Genomic DNA, 19,086 nt, shown 5'->3' on the forward strand with positions numbered 1-19,086 from the left:
AGAGTCAAGAATGATTTCTTATCGCAAAGAGTTGCATTTTAATTTGCCCAGACGAAGAGGATTGGTCAATATTACCAGAGATGTTGAGAAAGCCCTGGCAGAAAGTGGCATTCAGGAAGGGCTGATTTTGGTCAATGCGATGAATATTACGGCCAGTGTTTTTATTAATGACGATGAGAGTGGCTTGCATCAGGATTATGAGCTCTGGCTTGAAAAACTAGCGCCGGAAAAGCCCTATAGTCAGTATCGGCATAATGGTTATGAAGATAATGCCGATGCCCACTTGAAACGAACGATTATGGGAAGAGAAACTGTGGTAGCCGTCACCGCCGGCAAGCTGGATTTTGGCCAGTGGGAACAGATTTTTTATTTTGAATTTGATGGCAAACGGGATAAGCGGGTGCTGGTCAAAATCATTGGCGAGTAAAAAATTTAGAAGTCTGAATCCAACCAGCATAAAGAAGGAGCGTGAAATAGATGAAGAGCATTCTACTTGTCATTGATTACCAGCAGGATTTTGTGGATGGGGCTCTCGGCTTTCCCCAGGCGGTACTCCTTGAGGAACCGATTGCCCAAAAAATAATGGCATATCGCCAGAAAGGCCAGGAAATTCTATTTACCTATGACACCCACACCGCCGATTATCTGAATACTCAGGAAGGCAGAAATTTACCGGTTGTTCACTGTATCAAAGGAACCCCCGGTTGGGAGCTTTATGGCAAGGTGGCAAAGCTGCGGTGGGATACCGACACCTGTATTGAAAAGATCGCCTTTGGATCGCTGGAGCTGGCTGAGTTTCTGGCGGCCAACCAGTATGACCAGGTCGAGCTGGTGGGGGTGGTGTCAAATATTTGTCTGATCTCGGATGCTGTGCTGGCCAAGGCGGCTTTGCCGGAAGCGGAAATTATTGTTGATGCCAGCTGTGTCGCCAGCAATGATGATTGTTTGAATGCGGCGGCTTTGGATGTAATGGCAAGTATGCAGATCCGCATTATTAACCGAAGAGCAAATGGGTAATAGGTCAGTTCTTTAAATCAATTTTTTGAGGTATAATAAACCCAAAATGAGGCGACAACAATGGCGACCAGTAAAGGATTTGCAGACTCTGTCTTGGATCAGGGCATGACATTGGGATATTTTGTTTGTCATGCCCCATTGGAAGTAAGAACGTTACCTTCGGCAACAGCGCTGGTGATAAAGATCAGGCGATCTTTAGGAATTGGATTTGATAAAAGTATGGGTATCCTTCACATCAGCAAAGGTGTTTTGCAAAGCAGCCATAAAAGCGGCGTGAACAAGGGCAGCAGGAACCGGAGTATTTTCCCAGAGCAGATCTCTAGTAGTACAGGCATCGCTCAATAATTCTATTGCAAATCCCAGTCGTTTGGCAGAACGAACCGTTGTGTCAATACACATATGGCTCATCATGCCACAGATCACCAGTTGCTCAATCGACAATTCCTTAAGCAGTTGTAATAAATCCGTATTAAAAAAACTATCCGGGGTATGTTTGATAACCACCCTTTCACCAGGTAAGGGTGATACCAGGGGATGGATTTTGACCCCTTCGGTATCAGCGACGAAAAAAGGGGCGATCGGGCTTTGGTTGATGTGTTGAACATGAAAAACCGGGAGCCCTTTTTTCCGAAAGAGCGCCAATGCGCTTTGGGCGTTTTGGGCAGCGGCATCAGTTTGATTGAGTTCAAAACGTCCGCCGGTAAAATAATCATTTTGGATATCAATTAGGATCAATGCTTTTTTCATTTCTTAAACCTCCTTGTTTTTGACAGTATAATTCATCTTGGATAGGAGGTAAATTACCCACTTTTTTGTGGGTAGGCTGATAAATGCCCGGGCAATTAGCGGGGATAACAAATTCCTTTTTGATCCAAAACTGCAGTCAGATGATGTTCAACCATATAGTCAATACCAACGTCCTGCATAATTTCAATGGCTTTAAGGATCTGCTTGCCCCGTTCGGTGAGATAGTAATCAACATGAAGCGGATAACCGGGGGCATTTTCTTTGGCGACAAGGCCAAAATGGCGAAGTTCTTTAAGCTGCTCCAGGAGCATCTTTTGACTGATGCCGGCGATGCTTTTCTCCAGTTGAGAAAGCGTAACAGCACCAGTGCGCATTTGAAAAATGATAATGGTTTTCCATTTGCCTTTGATAATGTCGTGGACAATTTCAAGCGGACAGGTGTAGTCCGTGCGGATTTTCATAGATAACTCCTCTTTTTAACGATCGGCTTAGGTTTATGCACTAACCGATCGGAATTGAATCTGTTGGGGGGACAAAGTTAAGGGCGCAAAACCTAGCGTAATTTAAGATTATTATAACAGATTCAAAAAGTAACCATAATAAATAAAATAATAACCACGTTATTTACCGGGCCAAAAGCGGTATAATAAACAAAAATAATCGGGAGGTAATTATGGAGTTTCAGGAAGTTGTAGAATTAAGAAGAAGTGTCAGAAAGTATGATCCGGATAAAAAGGTAGATGAAGCCACGTTAAATCAAATTTTCGAGGCGGCGATTTTGGCGCCATCATGGAAAAATTCGCAAACAGCCCGGTATTATGTTATTCAGAGCGAGGAAACGCTGGCAAGATTTAAAGAAGCCTGTCTACCACCGTTTAACGCAAAGAATTCGGCAGATGCACCCGTGTTGATTGTGACCACCTTTGTCAAAAATGATTCTGGCTTCAACCCGGATGGTGAACCGACCAATGAATTGGGAAACGGCTGGGGACTTTATGATCTGGGTTTACACAATGAAAACTTGATCCTTAAGGCAATCGATCTGGGCTTGGATACCTTAGTCATGGGTATTCGAGATGCCGATAAAATTCGGGAAATGCTGTCAATCAGCCAAGATGAAACCATCGTTTCGGTGATTGCACTGGGTTATGGCGCCCAGGAACCTAAAATGCCCAAAAGAAAAACAGTTGCAGAGATTGTCAAGTTTTTCTAATTTGGCAGCGTCGAGATGATTCAATACTGGCCATTCGCATGTAGGAGTCATTACCATCTTTTGTTTTAAAAGAACTGACTTCAAAGCTGTTCAAAGACGTGCTGTTGGATGTCTGATCAGTTTGGGAGGAAGAATCACCACTGCTTTTTGTTCCGGAGGTACATCCGCAGAGCAAAAAGAGGGTAAGCACAAGCAAGAGAACCAAGAACTTTTTCATGTAAATGCTCCTTTCTTTTGTGATCAGGAATCACTTTGATAGTATTATTCTACCCACCGCTGACTATTTAAAACGTCAAGATATTCGGCTTATGCCGTTATAAACCAACAGAGTGGTCCCCGCAGCCTCTTTAAGTGTGCAGCTTGAGGCGGGGATTTTTCTAATTAATGCGCTTGACAAGTGAACAAGTGTTAACTATTATTAGGTTAACACTTGTTCACTTGTGGTACATGATTAAAGGAGTGATTATGGATACTAAGGAGCGAATATTATATATTTCGTTGGATTTATTTGCGCAGAAAGGTTTTTCAGGCGTATCAGTAAGAGATATTGCAAGTGCTGTAGGTGTGCGTGAGAGTGCGCTATATAAGCATTTCAAAAACAAACAAGACATTTTAGACAGTATCATGGTGAGCATGAAAGAGCGAATCGAATTGGTTTATCAGGAAAATGAAGTTCCCGAGGTAGTTACAGAAGACGTTGCACAGGCATATAAGGAATTATCACTTGAAAAATTATGTGAAATATCCTGGAATCTGTTTTCTCTTTTTACGAAAGATCCGTTAGTATCAAATTATAGAAAATTATTAATGCGAGAACAGTTTGGCAATGAACAGGCAGCCAGACTGTATGGTGAGACCTATTTATTAGGGGCGGTTCATAAACATGGTAAGACGTTTGCCAAGCTGGTTGAAGGTAAATTGTTCAGGGAAGAAAATCCGGAAATCATTGCGCTTCAATTTTATGGCCCGATTCTTTTACTGTTTCAACAATACGACTGTAATCCTGAGAACGAAGAACAGATTAAGGGTTACTTAAATGAACATATAAGAGTATTTGGGGAAAATTACAGCAGGCAGGTATGATCATTTGAAGAAGAAAAAAGTTATTATGATTATTAGCGGAATCTTAGTTGTATTGGCGTGATCGCAATAAAATTTAATCTCGAATAGAAAAAAGCATCGGCACGATTTGAAACACACCAGAATAAAGTAGAAACATCATATGGAAGAATAGCCTATATTGATGAAGGCGAGGGCGAAGTCATACTGAGCTGTCATGACATCTGCGGCTACGATCAAGCCTATGATACACTTGCGGATAAAACCGATGATTATCGAGAGAAAAAATATGTGTCCATGGCAGTGCTTGCGACAATTAGCCTATCAAGTATGTTAATCGGAGCAATTGGCACGGGATTAGTACAATTGATTATTTTGGTGTTACTGAAAGGTTTAGCGTATTTGCGGCAACCGCTTTTACGGCCATTTTGGGATTATATGTTTTTTATGGCATTGATTATTAAAAAAAAAGGTTTGACAACTTAATAATTTGAATAATTCATGAAGTAGCAAGTTAGCATCTGGCACTAAACATTAGTATAACAAAAAGTCAGCTGGTTTAGCTGACTTTTTGATAGTTTCAAACGAAGAAAAATGCTTCGTTTCGTGTTTGTGTTGCTTCTAGTTGTAAATCAGTTCCGAAACGACAATGGCATGGGCCTGTTCCTTGAGCTGGTTCATGTGCCATACCCAGGTTAACGGGCTGGTTTTCGGGTCAGGCGCCGGATGTCTAGCCAGAAGGCACCCCATGATCTGATCGAGCCGATTGCGGGCCGACTGTTCGACTGTCCGCAGGTGTTCGCCGAGTTTATCCTGGAAAAACAGCTCCAGGAATAAGTGTTGCTTATGCTCTTTGAGATAACGATAACGCAGCGCCTCATATTTTCCGATTTCTGACTGGTTGATGACATGAAACGCATCAAGGGTATTGTTGTCGAAATACTCATTTTGAATGACGGGTGTTAGGGTCGGGTCGATTTTGGATTGATCCGAGTTCATTAAATCCTTCTCCTTCAAATGTGCAAACCTTTCCGAAAGCGATGTTGCAATTTTCGAATTTACCGAGATTTTTTAAGCGACTCAATTTGCGTGAGTCCATGTTTTTGACCGGGAATTTCTCAGACGCAAACTTTTCTCGGCCTGATTTTTTCGGTCGTGAAATATTTTTACCCAAAACTCAACCGGATATTTATTTTTCATCGTTAATTCGGTATCTTTCGGAATGAAGTAAAGAAGGTTTTAAGAATTAAATTCAAGGTTCAGAAAGTCGTGCAAAACAGCCATCCCGTATGATCGATGGCGCTGTGCTATTTATTACAATAGTCGCTCAGTTGTTATCGCCAGACGGCAAGGTCGCCATGAGGGCAAAAAAATGCTTGGGCTCGCCGGAACTGAAATAATCATACCAGGCGGCTAGGGTGTCTGCCTGAAAAAGATCCAAATGCTCAATGATCTGTCTGGCCCACAACAAAGCGCCGGTGGAACTTGCCGTAATCAGGTTGTGATCGGAAACCGATGGCTGGTCGAGATAAAATTCCTGGCCTTTATAAGCGGGACAGAAGATTTCAAGAAATCCCGGGCCATTGCTGGTATGCGGACGATTATCTAATAGCCCAAAGTTGGCAAGCGCAGCAGTTGCCCCGCAGATGGCCCCTACTGTCGCACCGGAAGCGAGAAATTCGCTGGCTTTTTTAATGATTGCGCTATGCTTGGGGTCGTTCCAGGTATCGGCACCCGGCAAGAGCAAGACGCTTGTTTTGCTCATCACAAGCTCATCAATCAGGCAATCGGGTACGACTGTCATCCCGCCCATGGTTGTAATCGGTGCTTTGGTAGCGCAAACTGTTTTGAGCGAGACCGGTGGGGCGCCCTTTTTAAAAAAGCGACCAGAATTAAGCTCTGCCGTAACATAGCCCAGTTCCCAGTCGGCCAAGGTATCAAGAACGTAAACATAGATCGTAAACATAAATTTCCTCCATTTTCATTGTGTTTTAAAATGTAAACAGGTAATGCCTGGTTGCTCTTTTATTATACCTTGCAATTGTTGACAACAGTATGGCCATAATTTACAATGAAAAAAAGAAAGTTAAAAAATTGAAAGGCGGCGATCCGATGAAAGTGGACCGGCTGATTAGTATTATTATGATTCTTCTTGAAAAAGAGCGGATCGGCGCACAGGAGTTGGCAGATCTGTTTGAAGTGTCCCCCCGCACCATTTATCGTGACATCGATGCGATCAACATGGCGGGTATTCCTGTTTGTTCGACACCGGGAGTGGGCGGTGGCTTTGCCATCATGGATACGTACAAGGTTGATAAAAAAGTATTTTCGACGGCCGACCTTTCGGCGATCCTGATGGGTCTTTCTAATCTTTCAACAATGATTCGGGGGGATGAACTGGTAAACGCCCTGGCCAAAGTTAAGAGCTTTATTCCCGCCGACAGCGCCAAAGACATTGAACTGAAGGCAAATCAGATTTATGTCGATTTAAGTCCATGGATGGGCAACCGGAATATACAAGCCTATTTGGAAATTGTCAAAACAGCGTTACAGGAACACAAGCTGCTATCCTTTGACTATGCCGACCGCCATGGCAATAAAACCGCCCGAACAGCCGAGCCGTATCAGCTGTTATTAAAAAGTAATCATTGGTATTGGCATGGGTATTGCCACAAACGAAGTGATTTTCGCTTATTCAAACTGTCCCGCATCTCAAACCTGCAAATGGAAGAAAAAACGTTTGTACCACGAGAACATCACAAACTGGAGTTGGATTTTTCGGATACGCTGGCGACGATGCAGACAAAAATTAAAATCCGCATTCATCAATCGATCCTCGACCGGGTTCTTGATTATTGCCCGTATGAACACATTTTGCCAGACGGCGATGACCATTACATTGCTTATTTTCCCTTCATCGAGAACGACTATTACTTCACGATTCTTTTAAGTTTTGGCGATAAATGCGAGTGCTTGGAGCCGCCCCATATCCGTGCGGAAATGAAACGCAGAATCCAGGATATTGCTGCTTTATATGAAAATGCGGACAGGGAGCACGAATCAGGGGGCGGGCTAGTGATTAAAGAAGAATAAGCATAAAAATATCTATTTGTTGAGAGGAAACGGGTGAGATTTCTTAAAATTTAGATGCCAATTATCGTATTTGTCGTTTTTGAAATGATTGCACTGGGTTTTGAGGGCGCATTTTTATTATTCAAGAATAAATTCTCCTTTTTCGACACTGGTAACGGATGGCGTTCCATCTAAGGTGACATGCATCTGTGCTTCATAAGACTTCCATTCAAAATCGGACCAGCTAACGCCTTGAGTGGTGGCATTACTTTTACCTGTTTCTTCATTGCCAGTTGTTTCAGTCTGTCTTTCCTGTCTTTCCTGACTTTCTGCCATCATCTTTGCAGCCATTGCCATCGCATACAGCTGCGGACTTGTCTCCATTAATTTTTTCAGGTCAGAACTGGACACTTTTCCGCCCGCAGAAATTTTGGCGGCGATTTCAATCGCTTCCGCTAAATCTTTGTAGGCATTGGCCCAGGATTCACTTTGTTGTTTGGAGACCGCCAGATTATGGGCCAGATTACGTTGATTAAAGGCCGCTTCCCGATCCGCCTGGGCCTGCTGGTCGATTTCCGCTAATTGCTTTTTTACATCATCAGAAAGCTGGATATCGACACCGTTAACGGTAAGATAGCCTCTTGAAATAGCCCTGCTAACCATTGCGGAATCAGAAAAATGGATAACAAAACTGTTTGCTTTCTCGCCCTTGGTTATTCCAAGCGAGTCTTTTCCTGATGTGGCACGCATTGTCTCGTCACTTCCCGGCGTTTCATAGGCTTCTTTTGAAATACTAAGCGTATCCGTTTTTTTTGAAACAGACTGACTGGATGATTGGCTTTTTTTTATTGATTTTTGACTTTCTGTCATTTGATTGTAGCTGCTATAGAAATTTTTAACAACAGAACTTATTTTCATCGAAACATTGCCCCCTTTTTGCAAATTGGTGTGTCTTTATATTCATTATCTTTTCTATTATCGGCAATAATTATAATTTTGTTAGTATTGCCAACATTGATTTGTTTGTGTTTCAGGTGTCAAACTTATCTCAGATCATGTTTTATAGCTTTATAATTTGAAATATCATGTACTTTGGTATTGGAACAATTCTTGCATTTGATTGCAAGGATAACCGTGCATTTTGTAAATATATTTGTCCCATTACAATCTTTTTAAAACCGGCGAGTTATTTCTCACTGCTTAGGATTAAAATAGATGAAGAAAAGTGCAACGGCTGTGGCCGCTGTAAAAAGGTATGTCCGATGAATGTTGAGATGACAAATAATTCTCGAAAACGGATAAATGGAACGGAATGTATTCTGTGATTCAAATGCATTGAGGAATGCCCCAAAAAGGGACTACACATATAGAAACAAGTAAGCCTTGCATTTCGTTTTGTCAAGGAAGCGAATTTCTTGTTACTTGAGCGCGACATGCAAGTGGATATCCACAATCCGCCATTGCCTATTACGATCGATGTGACGTTGTTTAGTGAAGATGTTTCCTATGATAAAATTGCTGAAGTTGCCAAAGCTTTGGAAACCATCTTAGTTGAAAACGACATTCCCATTGTTGACTACAATATTCGTATTTTGCCATTGTCCGATAAACCGCAAAATAAAGATCAAGCGGTTTCGTGGGTCAATTCACTTTCGATTTCTGATTTCCCAACAGCGCTAATGAATTCGGAAAATCTGTCACAGGTGATGGATCAGTTTGAAATGAACCGGGTTAATGAGGTAAATGAAAAAGATAAAAAATGAATGAGTATCAAGAAGATGGTTATTGTGTGGTTGTGAATTCTGTCTAATACAGAAATTGTCAGAGATAAGTTTGTAATTGCGGTCTGCCTATCAGTAACTACCATTGCTCAATCCGAAGAAAAAATGATCTTGCATCACAGAGGGGAGTATCCAACAATTGAGACGGTACTGGGGAAAGCAATGGGGGCACTATTTGGTTACAAATGGTTTCAAAATATTGTGAGACCAAAAGGCTGATGGATGGTATAATTAATCAAATATGGGTCAGTTTATGATAAACACAAGTCGATGAAATGTAAAAAAACAGCACCTTTGTCTAACCGGAATATGACGAACGAAACGTCCCCGAGTTATGCCTGTGTTATGTGAAGGAAAACGGGAAAAGCGGGCGCTGGTTAAAATAATTGGCGCGTAAGGTAGTTTGTCGGCTTGTATCTGACCAGAATATAAAAGGAGACAACAATGGCAACCAGTAAGGAATTTGCAGAGTATGTTTGTGATCAACTAATGGCAGCGGGAAACGTCAGCTGCAGAAAAATGTTTGGCGAATATGGCATCTATCTTGACGAAAAAATTGTGGGTCTGATCTGCGATAATCAGTTTTTTTTAAAGAAAACCGAAGTGGGACGGTCCATGATCGAAGAACACCTGACAACCGTTGAGGAGGGGCTGCCATACCCCGGGGCCAAGCCACAGTTTTTGATTGAATCATTGGATGACCGGGAGTGGCTGGGGGAATTGTTGCGGGCCAGCTATCAGGAACTGCCAATGCCCAAACCCAAGAAAAAGAAAAAATGATGAATCAGCAAGCATATAAAAAGACTTACAAACCATTGGTTTTGTGGCTTCTGTTCTTTCTGGCAGCAAGCACCCTGATGCCAATGGGGATCAACAGAATAATGCAGGAACACTTAAAGATTACTTGGGGGGCGGGTGCTGAGGTTAAAATGATCCTGATGTTCATGGTGCTTGCCATTGATGGATTAATGTGGATGATTTATGCCGGTGAATATGTCTACTGGATTAATGGCGGACCCAGCTTTGAAGAAGCAAAAGCAGCGGGCAGTGAAAAAAGAAAAGCATATGCAGAGGCGCATTTAAAGGTGTTTTTAAAAATGACATTACTTTGCTGTATCTACCTTGCAATCAGTTTGCTTTTTCGATTTCCGATGGGGATTGATATTGTTGCGATCACAGCAGCTGTTGTTGGCGCAGCGATTAAGACCATGCCGATTCGCTTTGATTAAAATCGTTGGTCACATTTGATGTGAGGCAGTCACAGCCAATCTGCCATAGCGGCGATATATTGTTTTTAACGACATTAAAGCTTCGACAATCCGAAACAATCAGCGCAATGAAATCTTCATGATGCGCCAAACAACCGCAGCGTGAGGCATCAAACCATCTTTATGGATATTTTTGACGGCATAAAAAAACGGCTAGTGTGTGATAGCCGTTTTTTTTATGCATTAATCCTTTTTTTCGTCAATCAAGTCAGACAGTTCGCCTTCCTCGTCGAGTTTTTTCAGGTCCGAAAAGCCGCCAATACAGGTTTCCCCGATAAAAATAAAGGGGACGCTATAGTGATGGGTTTCTGCCTGTAACTGATAACGCAGGTCGTCATTCTTAAAAATATCAACATCGGTGTAGGCAATTCCACGTTCATCAAGCAGTTTTTTGGCACCATTGGAATACGGACAAAACGGCCAGGTATACAATTTTATTTCTTTTTTCATGGGTCTCCTTTCTTTACATCATCAGGGATCAATGTGATGGTATTATTCTACCCACCACTGGTCACTTAAAACGCCAGTATTTTTCAAAAAAACGTTTCAAAAACCGGGTGGCAAAACGGAGGTATTCAAAAACGGAGAAAATAAAACAGGTTATCAAGCAGTTTAGGATAAACCGAGTTAATGCGGTAAATGAAGGCGCTAAAAAGTGAACACATACCCGGAAGAGAGCAATTGTAGTGTTACGCTTGTCGGGATATGTTCATATGGTGGCGGATATTGTTTTTATTAAAAGACGCCAGCAGGTCATCCAGCTGTCGCTCCATCGTTTGAATCACCTGTTCCTCGTCCTGATAGCTAATCACTTTAAAGACATTCTCAATCTCAACGACGCCATAGTTGTTGTTCAGCTGCTTGTTCAAAAACGCATTCATCAGACTGTCGGCGACGGACTTTAAGACGTCGACATTTTTATCAATCGCTTTGATCTGTTTGATCGTTTTTCCCCGATTGAACAGAAAATCCAGCTGGGTAATACTGATCAGGTAGGACGCACTGTAAAAACTCAGCCATTCGCGAACCTGCCGGTTAAACGCCTGTTTTTCAACGGTTTCAATCAGTTTTTCAGGTGTCAGCCCGTTATAGTCAATGTTGTCGAGCAGCAGCAACTTAAAATTGACATTGAGTTTTCTGGCATTATTCCAGATTTCGGCAATCAACCGTCGGCGTTCGGTGGCATAACTGACAATTGCGACAATCAGACTGACGAGCGATCCGGTAAAGATGCCAAAAAGAAACGAATTGTAGTTATCGAGGTTATTAAGAATATGACTTTTAAACGGGTCGACAACTAAATCGGGGATTATATCGTCAATCGCAAAAATCGCAATTGCAGATAAAACCGTCAGAACTAGGGTCACAATCGTACTGTACTTAAATGTCTTCATAAACAACGCTCCAGATTTTTTTATTTATTATAACTAAGTTTATTTTAATTGTAAATCCATTGATTAAAATAAAATTCGTAAAAGCGAAGGTTATCAGTAAGGAGTCTGGCGAGTTTGATAAACCCTGCAAGCGTTGCGTTATCAAGGAGTAGCGAATTGTCAAGTTTTATCGAATTTGTCGTCACTGTGGAATACGGATGCGTGTTGATTTTGACAACCATACTCTGTATGATGTACAAGCGATCAACGTGTATATTTTATATACTCGCCGGAAATGGTTGAAATGGGACAGATGGTGCACCAGGTGCGTGGTTTATAAACCAGTGACAGGATCACACCGATAAACGTGGTGGTCATCATCATGGAATAAAAACGGTAGGACAGATGCGTCAACCAGGCTGGGAGCCTTTCAAATGTGATCAATTGAGGCATTTCAAATGGCAGGGGAATCACAATCAGAAAACGCAGGTATTCCAAAGCGGGTGAAAAGCCTAATCCAACACGAATGGTGGTCATGGTGATAAAGGTTAGGCTGATACCAAAATAGATAAGCATAATCCATTTTATCTTACCCTGGATAAAAAAGGCTGGCGTTTTCAACGATAATTTCGAAGTAAGTTTACCGGTCGTGCTCAGCAGGCTGGCCCGGGGGCAGTAGCCTTGGCACCAGGTCTTTTTACGGTTTCTAAATAATAAAATAAAGGGTAATATCATACAGATGAGACCTAAAATGGCAAAGTGAATATTGACAAACCCCAAAGCAAAATAAGTCAGGACCAGGAGGAATAAGAATTGATTGTTTTTCATACAAAAGCACCTGTAATTAAAAACGAAGAACGGGTCATAAAACCAGGAATGGTTCCATAAATACCAGTTCGATGGGGTTTGGCAGTAATGGGCCAACTGCCGTTGAGACAGCTTTGCAGTTTGTAGTAAAAAAGCCCCAATGCGCCACCGAAAAGTGAGCCTATTATTTTAGTATACATTTTATACCTCCGAAAAAATTGATAAATCAGGTGAATGTCTCTTATTGTATCAAAGGCTTTTTTGAAATCGGTGATTAGATCACAGTAAATAAACGGATAGTTCAGAAGCCCTGATGCCAGGGGGACTTATGCTGATTTGAGAGATACTCCACAAATGAACCGACGCCAAGTATTTGCAGTTGAATAAAACATCAAATAAGGATATGATTTTATCAACTGGAAAGGAGTCGTTGACAATGCCAAATATCAAACCAGTCTCGAACCTAAGAAACGATCCGGAAGTATTGCGGGATGTTGCGGTGGCAAACCAGTTTTTTTAACAAAAATAGTCGAGCCATGGGAAGATCACTGGCATTGGCAAAGACAACAAAAAAGGCTCTGTTTATTGAAAATGAAAAAGGAGGGATCAGAAATAATGAAAGACAGAAAAAATATTCTATTTCTTGCCATTGGCGTGCTGCTCTCAGTAGTTTCGAAACTGTTGCAATTTGTTTATCAAGCGAAGATTGGGGACTTCATTGTTATACCGGCAGCGGTATTTTTTGTGTTGGCGATTTTGCACTCGTTGCCAGCTTTTAAAGCCCTGTATCGCACCGCTAAAGGAGCCCGACAAGCCAATATTATGGCAACCCTGGCTTGTTCGGCAGTGGTGTCATTTCAGATTATGATGATCCTGATTATCGGCAATAACAATTGGTTGGGGTTGTTACTGCTGGTGCCATTTATAGCACTGGGAGCTCTGTTTGGGGTTAAATGGTTTCAAAACATTGTGAAGCCAAAAGGCTGAGGTGGAGGAGGTTCGTTGGCAGATTTAGCGGGAAGAACAAACGTTGTTACAATCCTTTCCGATAAGTGTTGCGGGTTTAGAGAATTTCAGCGATTCTGAAACGACAAAAAACCTGCCACTCGCTGGTAACAGGTTTCCGTAATTTTATCTTGATATTTTTGATTGAATTGATAAAAACGACGCTACAATTTCATAAAGCGTTTGATTAAAAATCGGGTTGGCTTATAATAAAAGCCTTCCATGGTTTTGGCAACAGTCGCCAGCTCATCTCTTATTTTTATATTCTGGGGGCAATGGCTTTCACATTTCCCGCATTTTGAACAAAGAGATGCATTACTCGTCTGGCTTTTGACACTGGTTTGCATAATATACTTGCTAAGCGCCGCTGTTTTTCCTTCAATCTCCCGATCATTATAGGTTGAGAAGCACGTAGGAATGTCAACACCTTTCGGACACGGTAAGCAATAATTACATCCGGTACAGGGGATTTTTATCTTTTCGCTAAGTATTTGGGTGACCTGATTAAACAACCCGAAATCAGCCTCAGTAAAGGCATTGGCTTTCGCCTGGGAAGCGACTTTAATGTTTTCTTCAACCATCGCCTGTGAATTCATGCCCGATAAAACAACCGTAACTTCGGGATGATTCCAAATCCAACGAAGGGCCCACTCCGCTGGGGAACGCTTCACGTAAGCATTGTCCCACACCTTATAAACTTCCTTGGGCAGATTGGTAACTAGCTTCCCCCCTCTTAAGGGTTCCATGATCATCACCGGCAACCCTTTGGCAGCAGCATATTCCAAACCGCCTTTGCCAGCCTGTTTATTTTCATCCAGAAAATTATATTGGATCATACAAAATTCCCAGTCATAGGCATCCACCAGTTTTATGAATTCATCCCGGCCGCCATGGTATGAAAAACCAATATTGATAATCTGCCCGGCCTGTTTTTTTTCCGCGATCCATTTGAGAATCCCTAAATTGACCAGTCGCATCCAGATATTGACATCGGTAAGCATGTGCAGGAAATAATAGTCGATACGATCAGTTTGCAGCCGTTCCAGTTCGGCATTGAAAATCTTATCCAGATCTTCATATTTCTTTACTAAATATGGGGGCATTTTGGTGGCAATTTTTACCCGGTCACGATAGCCTTTGGCCAGAACCCGGCCTAAAGTCGCTTCGCTTTTGGGATAAATATAGGCGGTGTCAAAATAATTGACGCCATTTTCAATGGCATAGATGATCTGTTGCTCAACCTCTTTTTCATCTTTGGCAAAACGCATACACCCAAATCCCAGGGCAGAAAGTTTGTCGCCATTTTTAGGATTGATTCGATAATTCATATACATAGCTCCTTCATTAATTCATTATAATCGCTTTTGATCACTTTTTTCTGATTCCATTGTATCTTAACTGTAATGATGTACAATCAATATGACTGATTAGTCATTCATTTGCAAAAAAAATTAGTTTTTAATGCTGTCCCATAGAAAATTAAATGATGTTTCAACAAACCCGTCGTCGGCTGCCAAACTGGGGTTATCAATAAAATAATAGGTGTTCGCATTGAGGATACCCATCAGCAGATTGCTCATATAATCCAGACTGACATTTTTGATAATTTCCTGCTCAATTCCTTCGGCAATTAATTCCATGATATTATTAAATTTACTTAACCCTTCTTTCCGGGTGGTTTCCCCGATACAGGAAGCATTACAGAACTGTTGAAAAAATAAAAATTCGTCAGTATGATCAAGGCTCCAGCCGATGTAATTAATATAAATCCGTTTGAGTTTGCTTCTGAAAGTCGATTCTTGTTCAAGCCCAAGGGTTAAACGCCGGGTCAAGGATTCTTTGCAGGTCAAATAAAGCACATTAATCAGTTCTTCCTTGCTTCCGAAATAGTTGAACAGTGTTCCGGTTGCCACCCCAGCCTCTTTTGTAATCCGAGCGGTCGGGGTGTTATCAAAACCATATAAATTAAAAAGTTTTAAGGCTGCTCTTAATATTCTGTCGCGCTTATCCAATTCATACCTCCTGACCAATCTTTTTCTGAATCTTGATGATGTTGATTATACTGCAAAATGACTATTCAGTCAATTAAAATTTCTGACATACTTTGCTTTTAAACTTTTTTATCTGCCTTCACGAAATAAAAAGATTTGGGATAACCTGCTTGCCTATTGGGCTCATAACAGATGCAGCTTCAGTAGATCGCCAGCATGGATTCTTAGCTTATTCTGGATTTAAAAAATCGACCCAAATGAAATGGATAACGTTGTTGAAGGAATTGTTGGCAGATAAGCGAACTCAGCGGATCGTGAAGATTCAAAAGAAAATGGGGAGAGTAACCGCCAAGTGAGTCGGTTCTGGGGCTGGGCAAGATGATGGTGGAGGCATTAAACGGATGCATATTTCTAAAGCTTTAATTGAGGAGCAGCTTACTTTGATGGAATAAATGGCTCGTTGTATAGTCGGGATATGACGAACGAAACGTCCTGGATGTTTCTCGGATGTCTCTGCCAATCTGATTCCAGAGGAGTTTGAACTGTTCAAGCTGCCGTCCTACACGATGATGGATTTTTTTTAAACTATTACTCAGCTTCGCTAAAATATTTTATAAAATGCTTATAATAACCCTTTGATTTTTCGGTGACATAGTTGCCGTCAATCTGAGGGTTATTCAATAGTTGATCAATATTAAATCCACCGGTGTAGGGGTCTAATACGCAGCCAGACAGATGTTTAGCTTTTATGGCGTGATTGGGACAGGCGTAAATACAGCGCATACACCAAATGCAATTGGAACCAAAAGAGATGCCATCTGCCGCTTCAGAAATATTATTGGTTGGGCAGTCACGGACGCATTTTTTGCAGTGCGTGCAATTAGCCGAAGCGGCCAGGCCTTTCGCAAAGTATTGGGCTCCATAATGTTCTTCCCCATAGTAAAGAACCCGAAGCAATTTGCTTAGAACCCCATTTATTTTTAAGTGTTGTTCCTGTTCATTGAGGGTATCGTTGACGATGTGCTCTACTTTTTTAACGGCAGCCTGGTATAGCTGTTTATTTAGTTGATCGTCATATTTAATATACAAGTTGCAGGGCATGGCAATGATAGAATTATGGAAGACCCGATAGCCTTTTGCTTCCATTGTTTGGATAACCCTATCGGATGCCCCCTGGTTAAGGTAGTGTGGAGAAGAGGCGGTTTTGAAGACAAAAGCTTTTTTCCCCGTGCAGCTGGGCAACATCTGGGCAAACTGGTCGGTAATACCCGAAGCGCCAAATCCCAGAACGGGATGACCGACTCCAATCAGATCAAAATCATTGATGACTGATGTTTTTTTATGATTTACAACATCCTCAATCCGAAATAGTTCAACTTCTACTTGGCTACGTTTGTAGGACTCAACTAACAGCCGGGCAATGATTTCTGTATTGCCGGTACCTGAAAAATAAAAGATCCCGATTTTTTTCATTTTTAATAGTCCTCCTTGGGTAAAAACCTTAAATCCTTGAGATTAATACCGAATTGATAAACTGAGCTTCAAAATCTCCAATGACAGCATCAAGCTCGATGTTTTCACTCATCACCAGATAGGATAGGACACCATCCAGTGCTGACATCAGGGTCAGGGCACTGGCACGGGTATTGTGTTCAACAAATTGTCCGCTGCTGATGCCTCGGTCATAGAGTGCTTTGATAAAGTCGCTGATATGCGTATAGTAATCTGCGTACGCTTTCCACATTTCCGGGGTTGCAATGGCTTTAATCATGGTTAAAAAGAAAAAAGTAAGCTCCTTCTGGTGCGATAACCAGTAAGCGACATAGCTACGGATGTAAAATTGAAGCCCTGCTACCGGGTCAGATTCTTTTAAAGCGAGGTGAACATACTCATAAATTGGTTCATTCAGCTTTTCACTGGCATAAAATAAAATTTCGTCTTTGCTGCCAAAGTGATGATACAAGCCACCTTTACTGATTTGCGCTTGTTTGGCAATGCTCTCCATGGAGGCTCCTTCATAACCCTTATCAAGAAAAACCTCAACGGCAGCATTGACGATGTCATTCATCCGTTTTTCTTTTGTTTCCCATTTAGCCATAAAAATTCCTCCTTTAAAAAACCGACCGTCGGTTTTATTTTAAAGCGATGTTCTGATTTTGTCAAGATGATCTTTTAACGGCAAGGGTTCAATTCATTTCAAGCACTTGGATTTCGTCTCGTCATAAAGGTTTATATGACGTGGAGACGTTTTGTTTGTCATGCCAGTCAGTCGATGTCAGGCAAGTTAGAACAACAGCAGATGAAACAGGAAAGAGCAAAGTAAGCGCAGAAAAACGTTCCTAGACATGCAAATGGATAAAAGTGGTGCCTTTGATTAGAATAATGGGTGAATAAGATGTATGTTGTAATTATATTTAAGGACAAAGTCAATAAAATGGGGTATAATATCTTTAAATATTAGATAAGGGGTGACAAATTATGGCACAAACAAATCTCAACATCCGTATGGATGAAGAATTGAAAAAAAACTTTGATATGATTTGTACAGAACTGGGCTTAAATATGACAGCAGCGATCAATGTTTTTGCAAGAGCGGTGGTTCGTAAGCATGGAATTCCCTTTGATTTGACGATCAATGATGATTTTTTCTATAGTGAAGCAAACGTGGAAAGATTAAGAAAATCCATCAAAAGTCTTGAGGCTGGCAAGGGAACCATTCATGAGCTAATTGAGGCTGATGATGAATAAGGTCTGGACGGATGAGGCCTGGGAAGATTACCTATATTGGCAAAGCCAGGATAAAAAGACATTAAAGCGAATCAATGTACTGTTGCAGGATAATGACCGGAATGGTTATGAAGGAATTGGAAAACCAGAACCATTAAGGCATGAATTTCAGGGTTTTTGGAGTCGCCGAATTGATGACACCAATCGTATTGTATACCGAATAAAAGACGGTCAAATTGAAGTTGTGCAATGTCGTTTTCACTATAAATAAACGGATAAAGCAAACGGATTGGCTAAGCGAAACGTCCCCCGGGTCATGCACGACAGGTCTTTTTTTCAGCGCTTTAATAGTGTGGGGTTTAGAGGGGCTTCTCGAGATCAATCAACAGTTCGTTGTGTCTTAAGAACAAAGGCGTAAAGGGGGAATTATAACGGGCCAGACGGAAATTGCCATGGGTCTTAAGATTCTTTTCCTGAAGCCATTGGAGTAATTTTGATTGGAGTTCAGCAAGCTTTTCTTTTTTCACGGAACCGGAAAAAGTAATGGTAGCAACGGTTTTTTCATCGATTTTATTAATGGCAATTCTTGAATTACCCGGTTCTGGGGGCGGTTCGTTGGCATATTTAGCGGGAAGAACAAATGCCGTTATTGAAATACCTGTTCCGAGTTCATTTAACACCGGGACAGTCATTGCTATTTTCTGATGTTTGGAATTGTTCCCGTTGATGTAATCAAAAATCTGATTAAATCCACTGGCGTTTTCACTTTTTTTATCTTCGATCGAAGCCGTCAGATAACTTTTGTAGGCGCGAAGCTCGAAATCATTATCTTTCTCAATCACTGCGTATTCTGGGGTTTCATAATTTGGCATGATCTTTCCTCCTTGTGGTTTATAAACTATTGTTACCCCAAATTTGGTTTTTATACGACTTTTTTAAAACGGCTGATCATTTTTGCAACTACAGCAGTTTGCTGTTGAAGATAACATCAAATAAGGGTATGATTTTTTCAACAGGTAAAGAATT

The 19,086-nt window shown here is 41.4% G+C and carries 27 protein-coding genes; 12 read left to right on the plus strand and 15 right to left on the minus strand.

All coding sequences use genetic code 11. The annotated features are described in order from the left end of the window. The first annotated feature begins 10 nt into the window (after positions 1-10). On the plus strand, positions 11-427 hold the full coding sequence (locus CHL1_RS01940; RefSeq protein ID WP_070369611.1) for a secondary thiamine-phosphate synthase enzyme YjbQ: 417 nt from the start codon (positions 11-13) through the stop codon (positions 425-427). A 50-nt stretch (positions 428-477) separates the two neighbouring features. Next, the gene (locus CHL1_RS01945) at positions 478-1,017 is read left to right on the plus strand and encodes a cysteine hydrolase family protein (protein WP_250934485.1); all 540 of its coding nucleotides are present in this window, start codon (positions 478-480) and stop codon (positions 1,015-1,017) included. Positions 1,018-1,212: 195 nt separating this feature from the next. Here the strand turns inward: CHL1_RS01945 and CHL1_RS01950 are convergent, their stop codons facing one another. After that, positions 1,213-1,764, minus strand: a complete 552-nt coding sequence (locus CHL1_RS01950; RefSeq protein WP_148637986.1) for a cysteine hydrolase family protein — start codon at positions 1,762-1,764, stop codon at positions 1,213-1,215. Positions 1,765-1,859: 95 nt separating this feature from the next. After that, on the minus strand, positions 1,860-2,225 hold the full coding sequence (locus CHL1_RS01955; RefSeq protein ID WP_250934486.1) for a winged helix-turn-helix transcriptional regulator: 366 nt from the start codon (positions 2,223-2,225) through the stop codon (positions 1,860-1,862). Positions 2,226-2,437: 212 nt separating this feature from the next. Here CHL1_RS01955 and CHL1_RS01960 point away from each other — a divergent pair, with 212 nt between their 5' ends. Then, positions 2,438-2,977: a nitroreductase family protein gene (locus tag CHL1_RS01960; RefSeq protein ID WP_250934487.1), complete on the plus strand. Its 540-nt coding sequence runs from the start codon at positions 2,438-2,440 to the stop codon at positions 2,975-2,977. Here the strand turns inward: CHL1_RS01960 and CHL1_RS01965 are convergent. After that, complete coding sequence (locus CHL1_RS01965) at positions 2,964-3,194, minus strand: hypothetical protein (RefSeq protein ID WP_070369606.1); 231 nt, start codon at positions 3,192-3,194, stop codon at positions 2,964-2,966. The genes CHL1_RS01960 and CHL1_RS01965 overlap by 14 nt on opposite strands. A gap of 248 nt (positions 3,195-3,442) precedes the next feature. Between CHL1_RS01965 and CHL1_RS01970 the strand changes: the two genes are divergently transcribed. Then, positions 3,443-4,060 (plus strand): TetR/AcrR family transcriptional regulator, encoded by a 618-nt coding sequence (locus tag CHL1_RS01970; protein WP_250934488.1) that lies wholly within the window; start codon positions 3,443-3,445, stop codon positions 4,058-4,060. A gap of 597 nt (positions 4,061-4,657) precedes the next feature. Here the strand turns inward: CHL1_RS01970 and CHL1_RS01975 are convergent. Then, a complete protein-coding gene (locus tag CHL1_RS01975; RefSeq protein WP_070369604.1) occupies positions 4,658-5,035 on the minus strand; it encodes a TnpV protein in 378 nt (125 codons plus the stop codon). Between the two features lie 328 nt (positions 5,036-5,363). After that, positions 5,364-6,002, minus strand: a complete 639-nt coding sequence (locus CHL1_RS01980; protein WP_070369603.1) for a type 1 glutamine amidotransferase family protein — start codon at positions 6,000-6,002, stop codon at positions 5,364-5,366. A gap of 146 nt (positions 6,003-6,148) precedes the next feature. Between CHL1_RS01980 and CHL1_RS01985 the strand changes: the two genes are divergently transcribed. Further along, the gene (locus CHL1_RS01985) at positions 6,149-7,129 is read left to right on the plus strand and encodes a helix-turn-helix transcriptional regulator (protein ID WP_250934489.1); all 981 of its coding nucleotides are present in this window, start codon (positions 6,149-6,151) and stop codon (positions 7,127-7,129) included. Positions 7,130-7,246: 117 nt separating this feature from the next. On the opposite strand, the gene CHL1_RS01990 is transcribed toward CHL1_RS01985, so the two are convergent. Continuing rightward, on the minus strand, positions 7,247-8,026 hold the full coding sequence (locus CHL1_RS01990) for a hypothetical protein (protein WP_070369602.1): 780 nt from the start codon (positions 8,024-8,026) through the stop codon (positions 7,247-7,249). A 167-nt stretch (positions 8,027-8,193) separates the two neighbouring features. On the opposite strand from CHL1_RS01990, the gene CHL1_RS01995 reads away from it, so the two are divergent. From CHL1_RS01995 to CHL1_RS02010, 4 genes are all read left to right on the plus strand, one after another. Beyond that, positions 8,194-8,433 carry a 4Fe-4S dicluster domain-containing protein gene (locus tag CHL1_RS01995; RefSeq protein WP_338076077.1) on the plus strand — a complete coding sequence of 80 codons (240 nt, stop codon included), beginning with the start codon at positions 8,194-8,196 and terminating at the stop codon, positions 8,431-8,433. A 90-nt stretch (positions 8,434-8,523) separates the two neighbouring features. Beyond that, positions 8,524-8,871, plus strand: coding sequence for a hypothetical protein (locus CHL1_RS02000; protein WP_228878932.1), 348 nt, complete (start codon positions 8,524-8,526; stop codon positions 8,869-8,871). 462 nt (positions 8,872-9,333) lie between these two features. Then, positions 9,334-9,669 carry a TfoX/Sxy family protein gene (locus tag CHL1_RS02005; protein WP_070369601.1) on the plus strand — a complete coding sequence of 112 codons (336 nt, stop codon included), beginning with the start codon at positions 9,334-9,336 and terminating at the stop codon, positions 9,667-9,669. Beyond that, positions 9,597-10,118 carry a hypothetical protein gene (locus CHL1_RS02010; RefSeq protein ID WP_250934490.1) on the plus strand — a complete coding sequence of 174 codons (522 nt, stop codon included), beginning with the start codon at positions 9,597-9,599 and terminating at the stop codon, positions 10,116-10,118. Before CHL1_RS02005 ends, CHL1_RS02010 begins: the two co-directional genes overlap by 73 nt. A gap of 222 nt (positions 10,119-10,340) precedes the next feature. Here the strand turns inward: CHL1_RS02010 and CHL1_RS02015 are convergent, their stop codons facing one another. The 4 genes from CHL1_RS02015 to CHL1_RS02030 all read right to left on the minus strand — a co-directional run bounded on the left by CHL1_RS02015 (position 10,341) and on the right by CHL1_RS02030 (position 12,537). Then, positions 10,341-10,607 carry a glutaredoxin domain-containing protein gene (locus CHL1_RS02015; protein ID WP_250934491.1) on the minus strand — a complete coding sequence of 89 codons (267 nt, stop codon included), beginning with the start codon at positions 10,605-10,607 and terminating at the stop codon, positions 10,341-10,343. Between the two features lie 239 nt (positions 10,608-10,846). Then, on the minus strand, positions 10,847-11,551 hold the full coding sequence (locus tag CHL1_RS02020) for a hypothetical protein (RefSeq protein ID WP_070369598.1): 705 nt from the start codon (positions 11,549-11,551) through the stop codon (positions 10,847-10,849). Positions 11,552-11,794: 243 nt separating this feature from the next. Beyond that, entirely contained in the window at positions 11,795-12,358 is a 564-nt protein-coding gene (locus CHL1_RS02025; RefSeq protein ID WP_070369597.1) for a hypothetical protein, read from the minus strand. Continuing rightward, the gene (locus CHL1_RS02030; RefSeq protein ID WP_070369596.1) at positions 12,355-12,537 is read right to left on the minus strand and encodes a hypothetical protein; all 183 of its coding nucleotides are present in this window, start codon (positions 12,535-12,537) and stop codon (positions 12,355-12,357) included. Before CHL1_RS02030 ends, CHL1_RS02025 begins: the two co-directional genes overlap by 4 nt. Positions 12,538-12,952: 415 nt before the next feature. Between CHL1_RS02030 and CHL1_RS02035 the strand changes: the two genes are divergently transcribed. Then, a complete protein-coding gene (locus CHL1_RS02035; protein WP_250934492.1) occupies positions 12,953-13,324 on the plus strand; it encodes a hypothetical protein in 372 nt (123 codons plus the stop codon). Between the two features lie 182 nt (positions 13,325-13,506). On the opposite strand, the gene CHL1_RS02040 is transcribed toward CHL1_RS02035, so the two are convergent. From CHL1_RS02040 to CHL1_RS02055, 4 genes are all read right to left on the minus strand, one after another. Continuing rightward, positions 13,507-14,670, minus strand: coding sequence for an aldo/keto reductase (locus CHL1_RS02040; protein ID WP_250934493.1), 1,164 nt, complete (start codon positions 14,668-14,670; stop codon positions 13,507-13,509). 123 nt (positions 14,671-14,793) lie between these two features. After that, entirely contained in the window at positions 14,794-15,354 is a 561-nt protein-coding gene (locus CHL1_RS02045; RefSeq protein ID WP_187389291.1) for a TetR/AcrR family transcriptional regulator, read from the minus strand. A gap of 567 nt (positions 15,355-15,921) precedes the next feature. Continuing rightward, positions 15,922-16,806 (minus strand): EFR1 family ferrodoxin, encoded by an 885-nt coding sequence (locus CHL1_RS02050; RefSeq protein ID WP_250934494.1) that lies wholly within the window; start codon positions 16,804-16,806, stop codon positions 15,922-15,924. Positions 16,807-16,834: 28 nt separating this feature from the next. After that, positions 16,835-17,431, minus strand: a complete 597-nt coding sequence (locus CHL1_RS02055) for a TetR/AcrR family transcriptional regulator (protein ID WP_250934495.1) — start codon at positions 17,429-17,431, stop codon at positions 16,835-16,837. Between the two features lie 380 nt (positions 17,432-17,811). Between CHL1_RS02055 and CHL1_RS02060 the strand changes: the two genes are divergently transcribed. After that, a complete protein-coding gene (locus CHL1_RS02060; RefSeq protein WP_070369589.1) occupies positions 17,812-18,081 on the plus strand; it encodes a type II toxin-antitoxin system RelB/DinJ family antitoxin in 270 nt (89 codons plus the stop codon). Beyond that, positions 18,074-18,331: a Txe/YoeB family addiction module toxin gene (locus CHL1_RS02065; protein ID WP_250934496.1), complete on the plus strand. Its 258-nt coding sequence runs from the start codon at positions 18,074-18,076 to the stop codon at positions 18,329-18,331. Before CHL1_RS02060 ends, CHL1_RS02065 begins: the two co-directional genes overlap by 8 nt. Positions 18,332-18,419: 88 nt before the next feature. Here the strand turns inward: CHL1_RS02065 and CHL1_RS02070 are convergent, their stop codons facing one another. Beyond that, positions 18,420-18,932, minus strand: a complete 513-nt coding sequence (locus CHL1_RS02070; RefSeq protein WP_250934497.1) for an SOUL family heme-binding protein — start codon at positions 18,930-18,932, stop codon at positions 18,420-18,422. Positions 18,933-19,086 lie beyond the last annotated feature (154 nt).

This window comes from Acetobacterium wieringae, from assembly GCF_023700225.1.
In the GTDB taxonomy this organism is placed as follows: domain Bacteria; phylum Bacillota; class Clostridia; order Eubacteriales; family Eubacteriaceae; genus Acetobacterium; species Acetobacterium wieringae.